Genomic DNA, 17602 nt, shown 5'->3' on the forward strand with positions numbered 1-17602 from the left:
GCCTCGTCACCCCGGACCACAAAGGAGGGTCTTCGATGGTGTCGCTCGAGCCGATCTCGACGGTCGACGTGCCGTACTGGCATCCGAGAACCGAGACCATGCCGCGGGACGAGCTGGCCGCGTGGCAGTGGGAGAAGCTGCGCCGGTCCCTGGCGCTCGCCAGGAACTCGCCGTTCTGGCGGGAACGCCTGCCGGCCGACATCTCCTCGCTCGAGGACTACTTCGCCAGAGTGCCGCTGCTGTACCGCAAGGACATCATGGCCGCGCAGGGCGTCGCCCCGCCGTACGGGACGATGCCGTCGACGAACCCCGGCCTCGGGTCGCACCACCACCAGACCAGCGGCACCAGCGGGCACCCGCCGGTGCGGTCGTTCGACACGACGCGCGACTGGACGTGGTGCGTCGACGCCTACGCCACCGCTCTGTACGGCATGGGGGTACGCGAGCACCACCGCGGCATGGTGGCCTTCGGCTACGGCCTGTTCGCCGGGTTCTGGCTCATGCACTACGCGCTGGAGCGGATCGGGGCCACCCCGGTGCCGTCCGGCGGGATGGACTCCCGGGCCCGCATCCGACTGCTCGTCGACCTGCGGGTCGAGGTGCTCGGCCTCACCCCCAGCTACGCGCTGCGGCTCATCGAGACCGCCCGTGAGATGGGTGTCGACCTGAAACGCGACGCGAACGTCAAGATCATCATGGCCGGGGGTGAGCCGAGGACCGACCTGACGACCGACATCATCGCGGAGGCGTTCGGCGCCCGCGTGCACAACGCCGCGGGCACCACCGAGCTCGGCACGGTGAACATGTTCGAGTGCCCGGAGAAACGCAACGCCTGCCACATCATCGAGTCGATCGTCATCGAGGAGGTCCTCGACCCGGTCACCAAGCAGCCGGTCGGCTACGGCGAGCAGGGTGTGCGGGTGTCCACCGGGATCGGTCGCGAGGGCCTGCAACTGTTCCGGCACTGGACCGAGGACCTGGTCGTCAAACGTCCGTGGCACGAGTGCGGCTGCGGGCGCACGTGGGACTACCTCGACCGCGGCATCCTCGGCCGCACCGACGACCTGCGCAAGATCCGCGGCGTCTCGGTCACGCCCACGATGGTCGAGGAGGTCGTGCGCAAGTTCGACGACGTGGCCGAGTACCAGACGATCCTGCGCCGGGTACGCGGCCTCGACACGATCGTGGTCCGCGTCGAACCCGCGTCGTCCCAGGTGGACAACGAGGTGCTCGGCGCGCGGATCGGCACGGCCATCAAGAACGAGATCGGTATCCGCCCGGACGTCGAGTTCGCCGAACCGGGCACGCTCCCCAGATTCGAGCTGAAGGCGGCGAGGTTCCATGACGAACGCGAGGGTTGAGCTGACCGAGCTCCAGGTGCGGCAGCTGCGTGACTGCTACCGCACCCTGCGCGGGCTCGCCGAGAGCGTCGGCGCCCCCGGTGTCCGGGCGGCCGTGCGGATCGCCGTGGCCGACCTGCACGCCGCTCTCGAGGGACAGGCGCTGGAGTTCGACCTCTACACCCACCGATGGGACGAGGAATCGTCCGCCCACGACCACACATTGGCCAGCTGACCAATTCGGCCCCGGAGGTGTCAACGTGACCGCGGTGGCGAAGATCGTCGCGATAAACGGTTCCGAGCGGGACGGGAACACCGCCGACGTGTTGCGGCACGCGGCGAAGACGGCGGAAGCCCGTGACGTCGAGTTCGAAGCCGTCGACCTGCGTGCCATCAGCATGACGCGCTGCGGCCCGTGCGGTGACTGCAACGATCGACTGGTGCGGTGTGCGCAGACCGACGACGTGCCGGTCGTCGTGGACAAGATGATCGAGGCGGACGGGCTGATCTACGCCGCACCGGTCCACGGCTTCGGCACGTCCAGCCTGATGCAGACCTTCATCGAGCGCGCCGGAGTCGGCTACCTGCGCTTCGACCGGCCGCTGAGCAACAAGGTGGCCGGCATCGTCGCGGTCGCCCGGCGCTACAGCGCGGGAACGATCACCGCGCAGCTGATCGCCAACGTCCTGCTGAACCGGATGATCCTGGTCGGCGCCGGCTTCCCGGCCGAGGTGCACGCGCTGCACCGCGGCGACGCGGCCGAGGACGAGGAGGGCCTCACCAACGTCACCCGCATGGTGGACCGGATGATCGACATGATCCTGCTGCTCAAGGACTACCAGCGGCTGTCCGGAAAGGACGACGTGCTTCCGATCGGCGACCGCAACGAGCGGATCGGCCTCTCCGCGAACGAGCTGGAGATCCTGTGAACCCGGCGATCGCCGGCCACGAGCAGTTCTGGGCCGACTACCAGAAGACGCTGCACCGGTTTCACACCGGCGGTCTGTCCGAACTGGACTGGGAGCGGTGGCGCGCGGACCGGCTCACCACCGTGTTGCGGCACGTCACCGACCGGTCCCCGTTCTACCGCCGCCATCTCGCCGGCATCGACATCGACCGGGTCACGCCGGACACGCTGCACACGCTCCCGTTCACCACGAAGGCCGACCTGCGCCGGGAGATGTACGACGTGCTGTCCGGATCGCCGGCCGAGGCGAGCATCTTCTACGAGACGACCGGGACCACGGGCGCGTCGACTCCGTGCCCGCGTGGCGTTCGGGACATCCTCACCAGCAACTCGGCGGTCGAGGAGTCGTGGCGCCGGCTGTTCCGCGAGCGGTTCGGCGACCGGATGCCGGTGGTCGGCCTGATGGGTCCGTCGGAGTTGTACGCGTTCGGCGACGTGTTCTCCTCGGTCACCGCGTCGCTCGGCGCGTGCCACGTCAAGATCTGGCCGGAGTCCCCCCGGGTCGGGTTCGCCAAGGCGTTGCGCCTCATCGAGGAGTTGGGCGTCGAGGTCGTCGTCTGTGCCCCCGCGCTGTGCCTCAGCCTGGCGAAGGCGGCCCTGCACCACGGCTACGACCCGGCCGGGTTGCCGATCAAGATGTTCCTGGTGCTCGGCGAGATCTGCACTCCCCAGTTCCGGTCCAACGTCAGCTCGCTGTGGCCGAGCGCCACCGTGTATCCGACGCTGTACGGATCGCAGGAGGCGCTGTGCATCGCCACCGGCGCGGTGACCGGCGAACTGCACCTGTCCGAGCTGAACTACGTCGTCGAGCTGATCGACCCGGACACCGGTGCGCACCTCGGCGACACCGGTGAGGGCGAGTTGGTGCTGACGATGCTGACCGACGGGATCAAGCCGCTGATCCGGTACCGCACCGCCGACCTCGTGCGGATCGGGCCGGCCGAGCCGGACGGCCCACTTCCCGGGCGGCGGGTCGAGGTCGTCGGCCGCGCCGCCGACCGGATCCACCTCGGCGCGGCCACGCTGCAGCCCGCCGAGCTGGAGGCGGCGGTGCTGGATGGCGTGCGTGGCTGCCTCGGCTACCAGGTGGTGATCGGTCACGACGCCGATGGCGCGGACACGGTGTCGGTCCGGATGGACCTGCTGGCCGACCTCGCGGGCGACCCGGCCGAGGTCGGCGCCGGCGTCTCCGCACGGCTCCGGGAGCGGACCGGGCTCGGTGCGGCGATCGTCGTGGACACCAACCTCGATCCGGTGACCAACACCGGCGCGTTCGTCAGTTGGAAGGCGGCCAGGGTCCGCGACGACCGGCGGGAGCCGGACCAGGCGGCGCTGGTCGCCCGTCAGGTGGCACACCGTTACGCGATCGACAACTAGTGCCCCGATCAGCCGACGAGCCGAGGACGATCGATGACCAACAACCGCACTGGCGAGCCCGGGGACGCGGGGCGGATACCCGTGCGCACGGTCCGGGTGCCGTTGCCGGAGACCGAGGCGCTGCCGAGTTATCTCGCGCTCGCCGAACGTTTCGGCTCCGACCAGGTCTACCTGTTGGACTCCGCGGGCGGCCCGGCCGGCGACTGCCGGTACCGGTTCATCGGGTTCGGCGAGCTGCTCTCGCTCACCGTCACCCGTGACGACGTGCGTATCGACGGCGTGCCGGAGCTGCTGGAGACCGTGCGCGCGCGGGTCGAGCCGGTGCTCGACACCTCCGGCGAGACCTGGCGCCTGGCCGATCCGCACGATCTGTGGCAACTGCTGCGGGAGCTGGGCTCGTGCTTCGCCGTGACCGGCTCGGCCACCGAGTTCCGGTTCGGCTTCCTCGCGTACTTCGGTTACGACACCGCCCGCTACGTCGAGGAGCTGCCCTACCTGATCGAGCCGGACCGCGATCAGCCGGACGTGCGCATGGTGCTGTACCGAGGGTTCCTGGTCTCCGACACCAGCCGGGAGGGCGCCGAGCTGCGACTGCACGAATCACCGGCGTGGCCGAGCGTCGATCCGGCCGAGCTCACCACGCTGCTCACCGCCGCGAACCGCACGCAGCCGGCGCCGGCGGACGGGCTCCCGCCGGTGTCCACGGTGGACAGTGACGTCGACGAGTCCAGCTATCTGGCCATCGTGGACAAGTGCCTGAAGCACATCGCGGTCGGCGACATCTACCAGGTGCAGATCGGCCAGGAGCTGACGATCCGGAGCACGGCCGACCCGGTGACGGTGTATCGGCGGCTGCTCGAGCGCAACCCGTCGCCGTACATGTACCTCGCCCCGTTCGGCGACCAGACGGTGATCGGCGCCAGCCCGGAGCTGTTCGTGCGGGTCGAGGACCGCCAGGTGACCATGCGACCGATCGCCGGCACCGCGCCGCGCGGACCGGACGACGACGCACGCGCACGCCGACTGCGCACCGACCCGAAGGAGCGGGCCGAGCACACGATGCTGGTCGACCTGTGCCGCAACGACATCGGTCGGATCTGCGAGCGCGACACGCTCGACGTGCCGGACAAGCTGGTCATCGAGCGCTACTCGCACGTGCTGCACCTGGTCTCGACGGTCACCGGACGAGCACAGCCGGACCGGGACGCCTACGACATCATCGCCGCGCTGTTCCCGGCCGGCACGATGACCGGCGCGCCGAAGATCCGCGCCATGGAGATCATCGAGGAGACGGAGCACAGCCGTCGCGGCCTGTACGCCGGCGCGCTCGGTCTCGTCGACGTCGGCGGCTACGTCAACCTCGCACTGTGCATCCGCACCCTGATCCACCACGACGGTGCGTACCGAACCAGAGCCTCGGCCGGCATCGTCGCCGACTCGGTGCCAGGGCGTGAGTGGCGCGAGACGCTCGCGAAGCTCGCCGCGGGCTACTGGGCGGTCACCGGAGAAGAGCCGCAATGATGAGGATCCTCGTCGTCGACGCGTTCGACAGCTTCGTCCACATCCTCGGGCAGTACCTGAGGTCCGCGGACGCGACACCGGTCATCGTCCGCTCCAACGAGCTGGACCTCGACGACGTGTCCAGGACCCAGCCGGACGCGATCCTCCTCGGTCCCGGTCCTGGACACCCGTCGGAGTCCGGGCATGTCGAGATCGTGCGCGCCTATGCCGGCCGGGTACCGATCCTCGGTGTGTGCCTCGGCCACCAGGCCATCGGGCTCGCCTTCGGCGCGACCGTCGTGCCGGCGCAGCACCTGATGCACGGCAAGACCAGCCGGGTCGAACACGACGGCCGCGGCATCTTCACCGGCATGCGCCCTCGGTTCCAGGCGACCCGGTACCACTCGCTGATCATCACCGAACACACCGTGCCGGAGCCCCTGGAGATCAGCGCGCGATCGCACGACGACGGGTACGTGATGGGCATGCGACACCGGCGGCTGCCGATCGAGTCGGTGCAGTTCCACCCGGAAAGCGTGTGCACCGAGGACGGCATGCGAATGATCACCAACTTCGTCGAGGCCCACGGCGACTTCCCGTCGTGGCAGCAGGAACCGGCCGAGGAGATCCGCGCCGCGTAGCCGGCCACGAGGTGAGGAGAAGAAGGTCATGTTGGGAGACAAGGACGGAACGGCCGCCAAGCTGTGGTCGATGGCGAACCTCGGAACGCCGATGGCGGTGCGGGTCGCGGCCACGCTGCGGATCGCCGACCACCTCGCGTCCGGCGCACGCACGGCGGCGGAGCTCGCGCCGGTGGTCCGCGCCGATCCCGACGCGCTGGAGCGGCTCCTGCGCTATCTCGCGGTGCGCGGGGTGTTCTCCCGTGACGAGCAGGGGCGGTACACGCTCACCCCGCTCGCCGAACCACTGCGCGAGGACCACCCGGCCGGCGTCCGAGCCTGGTTCGACATCGAGGGCTCCGGCCGAGGCGAACTGTCGTTCGTGGAGTTGCTGCACAGCGTCCGCACCGGCGAGGCCGCGTTTCCGGTGCGGTACGGCCGACCGTTCTGGGACGATCTGGCCGCTGACCCCGGGCGCACCGAGTCGTTCAACAAGCTGCTCGGCGCCGACGTCGCCGCGCGGGCCCCTGGCATCGTCGCCGGCTACGACTGGGCATCGACCGGCCACCTCGTCGACGTCGGCGGTGGCAACGGCGCGCTGCTGACCGCGCTGCTGACGGCGAACCCCGACCTTCGCGGCACCGTCGTCGATCTGCCGGAGGCCGCGCAGACCGCGAAGGAAACCTTCGCCGAGGCAGGTCTGGACGACCGGGCCGACGCGATCGCCGGCAGCTTCTTCGATCCGCTGCCGCCGGGGGCGGGCGGCTACCTGCTCTCGCTCATCCTGCACGACTGGGACGACTCGTCGACGGTCGCGATCCTGCGGCGCTGCGCGGAGGCCGCGGGCGACACCGGTTCGGTGTTCGTCATCGAGTCGATCGGTTCCTCGGGCGACACCCCGCACACCGGAATGGACCTGCGGATGTTGTGCGTCTACGGCGCCAAGGAACGCGACGTCGCCGACTTCACCGAGCTCGCGGCCCGTTCGGGGCTCCGGTTCGTCGCGGTCCACCCCGCCGGTCCCTCGGCGATCATCGAGTTCACCGCCGCCTGAGCGGCCGGCAGTCTGCCGACCGCCGGCCGTCGAAAGGAGCTGCCGCATGTCCGCGCCGGTCACCTCACCACTCGAGGCGTTCGAGGCCCTGGCGACCTCGGCGGGCCGCCGAGACCCGTACCCGGGCTACGAGGCGATCCGCGCGCACGGGAACCTCGTGCGGCTCAAGCCGGGGCGGCTGGTCGCGGTGGGCCACGCCGAGTGCGCACGCGCGCTACGCGAGCCCAAGCTGCTGGTCCAGGACGGCGACAGCTACGACATCACCTTCCCGAGCTGGCGTACGCACTCGTCCCTGCGTGCGTTCACCAGCTCCATGCTCTACAGCAACCCGCCGGCGCACCACCGGCTGCGCGGCCTGGTGAACGGGGCGTTCACCCCGCCGAAAGTGGCGCAGCTGCGGTCGGTCATCGAGGACATGGTCGACCGGCTGGTCGACCATGTGGCCGACGCCGGCGCTGGTGGCTCTCCGGTGGACCTCATCGCCGAGTTCGCCGCGCGCCTGCCGATCGCGGTGATCAGCACCATGCTCGGCTTCCCCGAACGGGACCAGGTGTGGTTCCGCGACATCGCGTCGACCGTGGCCGAGTCGACCGACGGGTTCACCGACCCGGCCGCGCTCGCCCGGGCCGACGCGGCGATGGACGAGCTCAGCGCGTACTTCGCCGACCTGCTCGACCAGCGTCGCCGCGCCCCAGCCGACGACCTGGTCACGATGCTCGCCCAGGTGCACGACGCCGGCGACGGCCGGCTGAGCCACGACGAGCTGATGGGCAACCTGATGGTGCTGCTCACCGCTGGCTTCGAGACCACCAGCTTCCTCATCGGGCACGGCGTGCTGCTCGCGCTGGACGACCAGCGGCACGCACACCGGTTGCGGACCGAGCCGGACTTCGCCGCCGGCTACGTCGAGGAGATCCTGCGGTTCGAACCGCCGGTACACATCACCAGCCGCTGGGCGGCGACGGACGTCGACCTGGTCGGCACGCCGGTGCCGGCGGGCACCAAGCTCGTCCTGGTGCTCGCGGCCGGCAACCGTGACCCGCGCCGCTACGTCGAGCCGGACACGTTCGACCCGGACCGACGGAACAGCCAGCCACTGAGCTTCGGCGCGGGTGGGCACTTCTGCCTCGGCGCCCCGCTCGCCCGCCTGGAGGCGCGGATCGCGCTGCCGACGCTGCTGCGCCGCTTCCCCCGGCTCGCGATCGGTGGCCCGATCCAGTACCGCCACCGGCTGGTGGTGCGTGGGCTGGACGCCCTCCCCATCACCATCGGGTGACACCTATCGGGTGAGCGCGTCTCCCAGATTGCGCAATCTCGATGGAAAGCCGGCATTGTTGTTGCCAGGGCCGTACCGGCGGCCCCATCATCGGCTCATGAAGATTCGTACAACCATTGTCACGGCCGGGGGGTCGACAACCGGCATCCTAGTTCCGGACGACGTGCTGGACGAACTGGGCGCCGGCAAACGACCTCGGGTACAGGTGACCCTGGAAGGTTACACCTACCGGAATCTGGTCGGCAAAATGGGCGACGACCACATGATCCCGTTGAGCGCCGATCACCGAAAGAAGGCCGGCGTCTCCGCCGGGGACGAACTCGAAGTCGACATCGTCGTGGACGACGCCCCGCTCGAGGTCGAGGTGCCGGAGGACTTCGCCGCGGCGCTCGCCAAGGAGCCGGCCGCCAAGAAGTTCTTCGAGAGTCTCACGTACAGCAAGAAGCGCCAGCACGTCGATCCCATCACGTCCGCGAAGAAGCCGGAGACCCGGCTTCGCCGGATCGAGAAGTCCGTCGAGACCCTGAAGGCCGGAAAGTCCTGACGCCTCGTGCGCCCGGCGACAGCGCACGCACGAAGTAGCTACCCGTCGCGCGGGTCGGCAAGACTGCATGGCGGGCAGGCTGTTCAGGAAGGCGTTTCCCGCCGTGCCGCCCGCCGTGCCCCAAGTTCCGGACCCCAGGAGGAGTTACGCATGCGGTTCATCACGTTCGTCAAGACCCCGACGACATCGGCCCCGCCGCCCGAGCTGATGGCGGCGATCGGACAGTTCGGTGCCGAGGCCGCCGAGGCCGGGGTCTTCGTCGAGACCGGCGGCCTCGCCCCGGACGTCGCGAGCACGAAGATCAAGGTGGCGGACGGTGCGGTCACGCCCGTCGACGGGCCGTTCGAGGGTGAGCAACTGGTCAGCGCCTACTCGATCTTCGACGTGCAGTCGAAGGAGGAGGCCCTGGAGTGGGCCACCCGCTTCATGGACCTGCACGCCAAGCACTGGCCGGAGTGGACCGGCGAGACCGAGGTGCGCCAGATCTTCGGCCCCGAGGAGATGGCCAACTTCGGGGGTTGAGTCCGCCGACCGACGTGCATGATCGCCGCCGCGACCTGGGTCACGGCGGCGATCAGCATGTTCCGGTTCGTGCGCCTCAGCCCGCGAAGGAGATCGCGACCGAGCCACCCACGAAGCTCGCGTTGTACACGCCCACGACGCAGTCGTCGACCGTGCAGTCGACCGCGACCGTGGCACCGGAGCCGGAGGTGGCGGTGAAGGCGCGGTTCACCGTGAGCGGGGTGCTCAGCGTGCCCGACGCGCTGCTGTCGACCTGGAGGCTCGTGGAGAAGTCGCACGCGAGATCCGTCGGGGACAGGCTGACGCACTGACCGACGTTGAACGTGTCGGAACCGGGCAGGCCGCTGCCCGTGACCGTGATCGTCTGCGTCGCGGCCAGCCCGCTCGACGGGCTCGCCGAGATCTGCGGAGCGGCCGGCTCCGCCGAGGCGAGCGCGGGAGCGCCGAGGCCGACACCGACCGCGATCGCCGCCGCGGCCCCGAGCTTCGCGGCGAACCGACGCGCGTTGTTGATAGCCATGAAGAGTATCTCCCTCACCTGTTCGCTTTCACGGACCGAAGTAGATTTCGAATTACCGTTCTCTGGACTTCGAATCCCTTCGCAAACGACGTTACCTCGCGGACCGGATGAGCCGCCATCAACAAACCAGCAGGGCGCAATCGAAGAGAAAGATTAACCACCGGTCACCGCTTCTCCTTGATTCCTGGTATCCTTCCGCGGGTTCCGGACAACGTGACACCTTGAAAGAACTCATACCAACGACGCACCAATATCCTTGACCGAGACTCAGATTCCCCGGCAAGGAAGGTTCCGGCGCCGTGACCGCAACCGAGTACCCCCTCTCGTTCAACCAGGAGTTCCTCTGCGGTTTCGACAAGGGAGAGGCCGAAGGCGCGTTCAGCCGCCGGCACACCCTGGTCTTCGGCTGGCGCCTGACCGGGGTGGTCAACCTGTCGAACCTGCGTGACGCGCTCGCCGATCTCGTCGTCCGGCACGAGCCGCTGCGCACGTCGATCGAGCAGGGCCCGGACGGCTACCGGCAGTTCGTACACGAGCCGAGCGTGCCGAACCTGACCGTGACCGAGCTGTCCGGCTCAGGATCTCGCGACGACCAGGCCGAGGAGTTCCTCAACACCCTGGACGCCGGCGAGTACAGCGCGTGGGACCTGCCACTGGTGCACGCCTTCCTCGGCCGCTTCGACGAGCGCGACTCCGTGCTCGTGCTCGCCGTGCACCACGTGTCCACCGACCTGTCGTCGATGCAGCTGCTCATCCGCGACCTCGCCGCGCTCTACACCGCCCGCAGCCGGGACACCGAGCCCGCGCTGCCCCCCGTCGTGCCGTACCGGGAGTTCGCCACCTGGCAGACCGAGCACATCCGCGGCGAGAAGGTCGCCCAGTCCCTCGAGTACTGGCGCGGCAAACTGGACGGGGCGCGGATCCAGGCGCTGCCGACCGATCGGGCGAAGTCCGACGAGCTGGTGAACCAGTACGCGGTCCACCGGTTCGTGTTCGACCGCGAGTCGACGAGCGCGATGCTCAAGTTCGCCGCGTCGGTCCGCTCCTCGGCGTTCATCGTGCTGGTCGCGGCCTACAACGTGCTGTTGCACCGGCGCCTGGGGACGACCGACGCCGTGGTGCCGAGCTTCACCTCCGGCCGATCGGAGGACCGGTTCCTCGACACCGTCGGGCCGATGTTCAACTACCTGCTGCTGCGCACCGACCTGTCCGGCGAGCCGACGTTCCGCGAGATCGTCAAGCGCACCAGGAACACCTGCTTCGAGTCCTACCTCAACGACATCCCGTTCGGACTGATCGCCGGCCAGAACCCCGACCTGTTGGCGGGGTTCGCCGACCCGGCGGGCTCGGTCGTCGCGTTCGAGGTGCTCCAGGTCGAACGGGAGATCACCGACGGAACGATGGACGAGGTCAGGTACTCGGAGATCCGCAGGCGGGTCCGGTCGCAGGCGCTGAGCTCCGACATTCCCGACGGCGTGCTCTGGGCGAACGAGGTGCTGCCGACCGGTGAGCTGTGCGGCAGCGTGAAGTACAACGTCAACCTGTTCGACGAGGCGACGATCGTCAAGCTGGTCAACGAGTTCGGCGAGGTGCTGACCCGCGCGGTCGCCGATCCGGACTCACGGTTGCAGGACATCTGAAAGGTGGAGGTGCGCTGGCGATGACACTCGCCCCCGAACCCATGAGCCACACTCGTCCCGAGCCGCCTGAGCCGGGGCTCACCGAGGCCGAGGTCATCGCGAGGGCGGAGGCCATCGCGCCGACGCTGGTGCCGCGCCAGGCCGAGACCGAGCAGCGAACCTACTACGCCGAGGACACGCACGAGGCGTTCAGCAGGGCCGGCTTCTACCGGCTGCTGGTCCCCCGCCGCTACGGCGGCTACGAGTTCGGGGTCGACACCTTCATGCGGGTGGCACGGATCCTCGCCCGCGGCTGCCCGTCGACCGGCTGGATGTACCTGTTCGGTCACGCACACGCGCTGGCGATCGCGACCCTGTTCGACGAGCGGGCCCAGGAGGAGTTGTTCGCCGGCGGGGAGTGCATCTGCCCGGCCACGGTCTCCCCCGGCGGCACCGCCGAGCGCGGCGAGCACGGCGGCTGGGTCGTCGACGGGACCTGGCCGTACTGCTCGGGCGCGCCGTACGCGACGCACTTCATCGGCCACACCCTGGTGGCGGCCGCCGAGGACGCGGCCCCCCAGCCGATGATGTTCATCGCCCCCCGTGCGCAGTGGACCCGGCTCGACGACTGGGGAGGACAGCTCGGACTCCGCGGCAGCGGCTCGCACGCGATCCGCATCGACCACGCCACCCTGCCCGACCGCTACACGATCAGTGCACACCTGAGCCAGCTCACCGTCACCGACGAGACGCCGGGCCGGATCCTGCACGGCCCGCAGTACGGCGGCGGGCCGCTGAGCTTCATGCTGCTGGAGCTGGGGGTGCTCGCGGTCGGCATGGCACAGGGCGCGCTCGACGCCTACGAGGACCTGCTCCGCAACCGGACCACGACGTTCTTCCCGATCGTCCCGCGCACCCACGACCCGGACTTCCAGCTGCGCTACGGCGAGGCGGCCGGGCTGATCGCGACGGCCGAGGCGGCCATCGACAACGCGGTCGAGCAGTGGCGCGACACCTGCGAGCGGGGCGCCTCGGCGTTCACCCGCGAGCAGGAGCTGCGGCTGGCCACGATCAGCAGAGAGGTCTCACGGCTGTGCTGGCAGGCGGTGGAGGGCAAGCTCTTCCCCACCGCCGGCTCGAGCTCGGTGCGCCATGGCGAGCGGATCGAGCGGGTGTGGCGGGACATGTCCATGATGCACAGTCACGCCGGGCTCGGGACGTTCCTCGCCACCATCGCCAACCGCGAACTGACCAAGGCCCGCTTCGACGTACCGGACGTGACAGCCGCCTGACCCGCGGGAGCCACCCCCCGAGTCCGCCCCAAGTGTCGGGCTCGGGGGGTTTCGCGCGTCGACCATCGCGGGTCGCCGCGCACGAGAACGCCGCCGGGTCGCGGGAACCCGGCGGCGTTCTCGTGCGGGGGTGCCGATCAGGCCGCTTTCCGGACCTCACCGGTGTCGGCGATCCTGGCGTTGCGGAGCACGCGGGCGATCATCCGCGGGCTCATCAGCGCCTGCGGCGGGTCGACCAGGCCGGCCACGCGCATGAACGTCCGGGTGATCCGGCCGTCCACGGTCGCCGCCGCCTGCATCTTCGCCATGTACGCGTTGGCCATCTTCACCTTCGCGCCGCGTTTGCCGTCCACCTCGGGGAACCCGAGGTCGCCGCCGGTGGAGATCTCCCACGGCGCGTCGATCACGCCGGCGATGTCCTTGAAGAACCGCAACGGGTCCGGCACACCTTCGCGCAGGTGATCACGGAGCACCAACGACTCCAACGCCGCGACCGTCATGCCCTGGCCGTACACCGGGTTGAAGCTGCACGCCGCGTCGCCGAGCACCAGGAACCCCGCCGGGAACCGCTTCAGGCGCTCGTACCGGCGCCGAACGCTCGCCGGGTAGTGGAACGTCGTCGCGTCGTCCTGTGGCTCGGCGTCCCGCACGACCTCGTACACGTCCGGCACCGGCAGCGTCTTCGTCCACTCGAGGAAGCCGTCCGAGTCGGTCGGCGCGCTGTCGCCGAGCATCCCGGTGAGCGACAGCTTGCACAGCCCGTTCTCGATCCGGGAGAAGAACGCTCCGCGCGGGAACTCCGGCGAGGCGACCGGGTTGATCGACAGGTCGCCGTTCAGGATGCTCTCGTCGGGCAGCCGGAAGGTCCGGGTCGTGTAGCTCAGGTCGATCTTGATGCGGTCCTCGGCCGGCCGGGCGTAGCCCCACTCGCCAAGCCACACCGGCGTGCGCGAGCCACGCCCGGTGGCGTCGACGACCAGGTCCGCGGCAAGCTCCACCGCGGAGCTGCCGGCCGCGCGCGACTGCACCCGCGCGCCGGTCACGCGCGTCCCGCCGGCCGAGACGACCGGGCCGATGATGTCGTGCCCCTCCAGGAACCGCACGGTTCCCAGCGCCTCGACCGCGGTACGGACATGGCTCTCCAACAGCGGCCGGGCCGCCGACACGCAGATCAGCCCGGTCGGCGCCGGGGCCAGCCGCCGGCCGTTGAAGAACCAGCGCAGCGTGCCGAGGTCCCCGGTGGGGATGCCGTCGTCGACGCAGCGCTGGGTGAACCCGGGGAACAGCTCGTCGAGGATCTGCTGGCCGCGGGCCAGCAGACCGTGCACGTGCCGGCCCTGCGGTACTCCGCGCCGCGCGGTGGTCACCCCGGACAGCTCGTCCCGATCGACGACCACCACCTCGGCGAAGGAGTCGGCGAGGACCCTGGCCGCGAGCAGGCCGGCCATACTGGCGCCGAGAACGACAGCGCGTTCCCCGGCGCTGTTTGCGCTCACTTGGTCCCGGGCACCGGCAGCTGACGCAGCGCCGGGCTGTTCTGGTAGGCGGCCAGCTTCCACTGGCCGTCCTGGCGGACCGCGGTCCAGGTGGCCCGGATGGTCTGCTCGTCGGACATGGTCGACTCGCCTGCGGCCAGCACACCGCCGTAGGTGATCAGCAGCGCGACGTCCGGGGTCACGAAGCGCAGGTCCAGCGGGCGGCCGGTGACCTGGGTGCCCTTGTACTGGTTGGCGTAGGCCTCGGTGAGGAACTCGTTGATCGCGGCCCGGCCCTTCTTGTAGACGCCGGGCAGGATCATCGTGCCGTCCTCGGTGAACAGCGCGGCGAACGCGTCGGCGTCGTTGTAGGCCCACGCGGCGACGACGCGCTGGGTCAGCGCGGCGACGGCGGCCTGGTCGGCCTGGGTGCCGGCGGAGTCCGTCTCGGTGGTGGTCATGGTGTGCTACCTGCTTTCGGTGCGCCGGATCAGATGTAGAGGGTGTTGGGCTCGAGGCCGCACAGCACCCGGCCGTACAGCTCGGCGTTCGTGTTCGGGTGCATCAGCGCGTGCTGGTTGATGGCGTGCACGTCGCGGACGATCCGCTGGATGGGAATGTCGGTGTAGATCGACGTGCCGCCGCTCGCGGAGGCCAACAGGTCGATGGACGCCTTGCCCAGCTCGACCACGGCGCCGAGGTCGGCCCTGGCACGGGCGCGCTCCTCCAGCTTCCACGGCGTGCCGTCGCCGCCCTTGGTGTCCACCTGGGACGCCAGCCGGTGCGCGTGGAACTCGATGCGGTCGATGACCATCGTGGCCTCGGCGACCTGCAGGTGGGTCAGCGGGGCCTCGCGCTGGCTCTCGTAGCTGGTGTACGTGATCTTGCGATTCGGCAGCCGCTTGAGGAAGTTCTCCCTGGCCGCGCGGGCGAGCCCGAGCACGGTGCCGACCGACGACGCGGACGCGACCGGCAGCAGCGGCGCCCGCCACACCGGCGAGCCCGCGTTGGCCTTCGACGCGTACTGCTCCTGGAGCACCGCCGGCAGCGGCAGGACCCGCTCGGTGGGGATGAAGACGTCCTGGGCGACGGTGCTGACGCTGCCGGACCCCTTGAGACCCGAAGCGTGCCAGTCGTCCACGACGCGCAGGTCCGACAGCGGTACCGGCGCCATGACCGGGTACGGCTCGCCCTCGGCGGGAACCAGGACCGCGATGACGACCTGCCAGTCGCTGTGCAGCGCGCCGGAGATGAAGCCCCACTTGCCGTTGACCACGATGCCACCGTCGGTCGGGTTGGCGATCGCGGACGGGCTCAGCGTCCCGCAGGTACGGCCCTGACCGGTGCTGAACACCTCGTCCTGCACCTCGTCCGGGAACAGGCCGATCATCCACGAGGTGATCCAGGAGACCGACGCGACCCACGCCGGTGACCCGTCGCCCCGGGCGAGCTGCGCGGCGACCTCCACCAGCGTGCGGAAGTCGGCCTCGTGGCCGCCGTAGCGGGTGGGCACCCGCAGGCGGAAGATGCCGGCGTCGGCCATGGCCTCGACGGTCTCGTCCTTGAGCCGGCGGTTCTGTTCGGTCCAGACGGCGTTGTCGGCCAGGATCGGCACCAGTTCCGCGGCACGCCGAACCAGCTCCTCCCGTGTGGCCACCTCGGGGGTCGACACATTTCCTCCTACTGGCATGGGAAATCGGGCGCGGATTGCCCATAACGTCACATCGGAGCGGCTCGGGACGCATCCTCACGATTGCGCGGTACGCCGCCGTGGGGACCTCGGCTGGGCAAGTGGGCAATCCGCAGGAAGGAACCGCCGCGCGGGTAGGCGACGATCGGGTGTACGCCACGCGCGTGCCCGGCACGGTCACGTACCGTCTACTTCGCACTGAAAGAGGGAAGATCGGCATGACCGACGATCGACCGAACCAGCAAGACGGCCCCAGCACCCAGCCGACCCGACCGCTGACCGGCGCGGAGTACGTGGAGAGCCTGCGCGACGGCCGGCAGATCTTCCTCAACGGCGAGCAGGTCAAGGACGTGACCACGCATCCGGCGTTCCACAACCCCGTCCGGATGACCGCGCGCCTCTACGACGCGCTGCACGACCCGGCGAAGCGCGACGTCCTGACCGCGCCGGTCGACGCCGGCGGGACCGGCTACACGCACCGGTTCTTCACCACCCCGACTTCCGTCGAGGACCTCGTCGCCGACCAGAAGGCGATCGCGGCGTGGGCACGGATGAGCTACGGCTGGATGGGCCGCAGCCCCGACTACAAGGCGTCGTTCCTGGGCACGCTCGGCGCGAACGCGGAGTTCTACAAGCCGTTCGAGGACAACGCGCGCCGCTGGTACCGGGAGTCGCAGGAGAAGGTGCTGTACTGGAACCACGCGATCGTGCACCCGCCGGTTGACCGCAACCGCCCGCCGGACGAGGTGTCCGACGTGTTCATCCACGTCGAGAAGGAGACCGACGCCGGTCTGGTGGTCAGCGGCGCCAAGGTGGTGGCGACCGGTTCGGCGCTGACCCACTACAACTTCATCGCCCACTACGGCCTGCCGATCAAGCGCAAGGAGTTCGCCCTCGTCGCGACGGTGCCGATGGACGCGCCCGGGGTGAAGCTGATCTGCCGCCCGTCCTACACGGCGAACGCCGCGATGATGGGCAGCCCGTTCGACTACCCGCTGTCGTCCAGGTTGGACGAGAACGACACGATCCTGGTGCTGGACAAGGTCCTCGTGCCGTGGGAGAACGTGTTCATCTACGGGGACCTCGGGCGGGTCCGGCTGTTCACGGCCGAATCGGGCTTCATCGAGCGGTTCACCTTCCACGGCTGCACCCGGCTGGCGGTGAAGCTGGAGTTCATCGCGGGGCTGCTGGCCAAGGCGCTGGAGCTGACCGGCACCGACGAGTTCCGCGGCGTGCAGAGCCGGCTGGGCGAGGTGTTGGCGTGGCGCAACCTGTTCTGGGGGCTGTCCGACGCGTCGGCGCGCAACCCGATCGAGTGGCGCAACGGCTCGCTACTGCCCAACCCCCGGTACGGCATGGCCTATCGCTGGTTCATGCAGATCGGCTACCCGCGGATCCGGGAGATCGTGCTCCAGGACGTCGCGAGCGGGCTGATCTACGTGAACTCCAGCGCGGACGACTTCGCGAATCCGGAGATCCGGCCGTACCTGGACAAGTACGTTCGCGGCTCGGGCGGCGCCGACGCGACGACCAGGATGAAGGTGATGAAGCTGCTCTGGGACGCGGTGGGCAGCGAGTTCGGCGGCCGGCACGAGCTCTACGAGCGCAACTACGCGGGCAACCACGAGAACACCAGGGTCGAGCTGCTGTTCGCGCAGATGACCAACGGCGAGCTGGACGACCACCGAGGGTTCGTCGACGAGTGCCTCGCCGAGTACGACCTCGACGGCTGGACCGTCCCGGACCTCTCCTCGTTCGAGGAACTCCGCGAGATTCGGAAGAACGCCCTCGGCTGACCCCGCGACT

The 17602-nt window shown here is 69.6% G+C and carries 17 protein-coding genes; 13 read left to right on the forward strand and 4 right to left on the reverse strand.

The features are described 5' to 3' along the window. Positions 1-35: 35 nt before the first annotated feature. From JT362_RS27305 to JT362_RS27350, 10 genes are all read left to right on the forward strand, one after another. The gene (locus tag JT362_RS27305; protein ID WP_260194660.1) at positions 36-1361 is read left to right on the forward strand and encodes a phenylacetate--CoA ligase family protein; all 1326 of its coding nucleotides are present in this window, start codon (positions 36-38) and stop codon (positions 1359-1361) included. Continuing rightward, complete coding sequence (locus JT362_RS27310; protein ID WP_260194661.1) at positions 1342-1575, forward strand: DUF6052 family protein; 234 nt, start codon at positions 1342-1344, stop codon at positions 1573-1575. The genes JT362_RS27305 and JT362_RS27310 overlap by 20 nt, the downstream gene beginning before the upstream one ends. A 25-nt stretch (positions 1576-1600) precedes the next feature. Continuing rightward, positions 1601-2269, forward strand: coding sequence for a flavodoxin family protein (locus JT362_RS27315; protein ID WP_260194662.1), 669 nt, complete (start codon positions 1601-1603; stop codon positions 2267-2269). Then, positions 2266-3684: a phenylacetate--CoA ligase family protein gene (locus tag JT362_RS27320; RefSeq protein WP_260194663.1), complete on the forward strand. Its 1419-nt coding sequence runs from the start codon at positions 2266-2268 to the stop codon at positions 3682-3684. The genes JT362_RS27315 and JT362_RS27320 overlap by 4 nt, the downstream gene beginning before the upstream one ends. A gap of 33 nt (positions 3685-3717) precedes the next feature. Continuing rightward, complete coding sequence (locus JT362_RS27325) at positions 3718-5205, forward strand: anthranilate synthase component I family protein (protein ID WP_260194664.1); 1488 nt, start codon at positions 3718-3720, stop codon at positions 5203-5205. Further along, the gene (locus tag JT362_RS27330; RefSeq protein WP_260194665.1) at positions 5202-5825 is read left to right on the forward strand and encodes an anthranilate synthase component II; all 624 of its coding nucleotides are present in this window, start codon (positions 5202-5204) and stop codon (positions 5823-5825) included. Before JT362_RS27325 ends, JT362_RS27330 begins: the two co-directional genes overlap by 4 nt. Positions 5826-5853: 28 nt before the next feature. Next, entirely contained in the window at positions 5854-6858 is a 1005-nt protein-coding gene (locus JT362_RS27335; protein ID WP_260194666.1) for a methyltransferase, read from the forward strand. Positions 6859-6904: 46 nt separating this feature from the next. Beyond that, positions 6905-8134 (forward strand): cytochrome P450, encoded by a 1230-nt coding sequence (locus JT362_RS27340; protein ID WP_260194667.1) that lies wholly within the window; start codon positions 6905-6907, stop codon positions 8132-8134. A gap of 97 nt (positions 8135-8231) precedes the next feature. Beyond that, on the forward strand, positions 8232-8678 hold the full coding sequence (locus JT362_RS27345) for a YdeI/OmpD-associated family protein (protein WP_260194669.1): 447 nt from the start codon (positions 8232-8234) through the stop codon (positions 8676-8678). A 150-nt stretch (positions 8679-8828) separates the two neighbouring features. Beyond that, positions 8829-9200: a YciI family protein gene (locus tag JT362_RS27350; RefSeq protein ID WP_260194670.1), complete on the forward strand. Its 372-nt coding sequence runs from the start codon at positions 8829-8831 to the stop codon at positions 9198-9200. A gap of 76 nt (positions 9201-9276) precedes the next feature. Here the strand turns inward: JT362_RS27350 and JT362_RS27355 are convergent, their stop codons facing one another. Then, on the reverse strand, positions 9277-9720 hold the full coding sequence (locus tag JT362_RS27355) for an enediyne antibiotic chromoprotein (RefSeq protein WP_260194671.1): 444 nt from the start codon (positions 9718-9720) through the stop codon (positions 9277-9279). Positions 9721-10019: 299 nt separating this feature from the next. Here JT362_RS27355 and JT362_RS27360 point away from each other — a divergent pair, with 299 nt between their 5' ends. Beyond that, positions 10020-11360, forward strand: a complete 1341-nt coding sequence (locus tag JT362_RS27360) for a condensation domain-containing protein (RefSeq protein ID WP_260194672.1) — start codon at positions 10020-10022, stop codon at positions 11358-11360. Positions 11361-11401: 41 nt separating this feature from the next. After that, entirely contained in the window at positions 11402-12631 is a 1230-nt protein-coding gene (locus tag JT362_RS27365) for an acyl-CoA dehydrogenase family protein (RefSeq protein ID WP_260194673.1), read from the forward strand. A gap of 137 nt (positions 12632-12768) precedes the next feature. On the opposite strand, the gene JT362_RS27370 is transcribed toward JT362_RS27365, so the two are convergent. From JT362_RS27370 to JT362_RS27380, 3 genes are read right to left on the reverse strand one after another with little or no spacing between them, the layout of a single operon-like run. Further along, positions 12769-14127: an FAD-dependent oxidoreductase gene (locus tag JT362_RS27370; protein ID WP_260194674.1), complete on the reverse strand. Its 1359-nt coding sequence runs from the start codon at positions 14125-14127 to the stop codon at positions 12769-12771. Beyond that, positions 14124-14567: an SgcJ/EcaC family oxidoreductase gene (locus JT362_RS27375; RefSeq protein ID WP_260194675.1), complete on the reverse strand. Its 444-nt coding sequence runs from the start codon at positions 14565-14567 to the stop codon at positions 14124-14126. Before JT362_RS27375 ends, JT362_RS27370 begins: the two co-directional genes overlap by 4 nt. 29 nt (positions 14568-14596) lie before the next feature. Continuing rightward, positions 14597-15778 (reverse strand): acyl-CoA dehydrogenase family protein, encoded by a 1182-nt coding sequence (locus tag JT362_RS27380; RefSeq protein ID WP_260194676.1) that lies wholly within the window; start codon positions 15776-15778, stop codon positions 14597-14599. Between the two features lie 236 nt (positions 15779-16014). Here JT362_RS27380 and JT362_RS27385 point away from each other — a divergent pair, with 236 nt between their 5' ends. Further along, complete coding sequence (locus JT362_RS27385) at positions 16015-17592, forward strand: 4-hydroxyphenylacetate 3-hydroxylase family protein (protein WP_260194677.1); 1578 nt, start codon at positions 16015-16017, stop codon at positions 17590-17592. Positions 17593-17602: the final 10 nt, after the last annotated feature.

The sequence above is a fragment of the Actinophytocola gossypii genome (assembly GCF_025165815.1).
GTDB lineage: Bacteria > Actinomycetota > Actinomycetes > Mycobacteriales > Pseudonocardiaceae > Actinophytocola > Actinophytocola gossypii.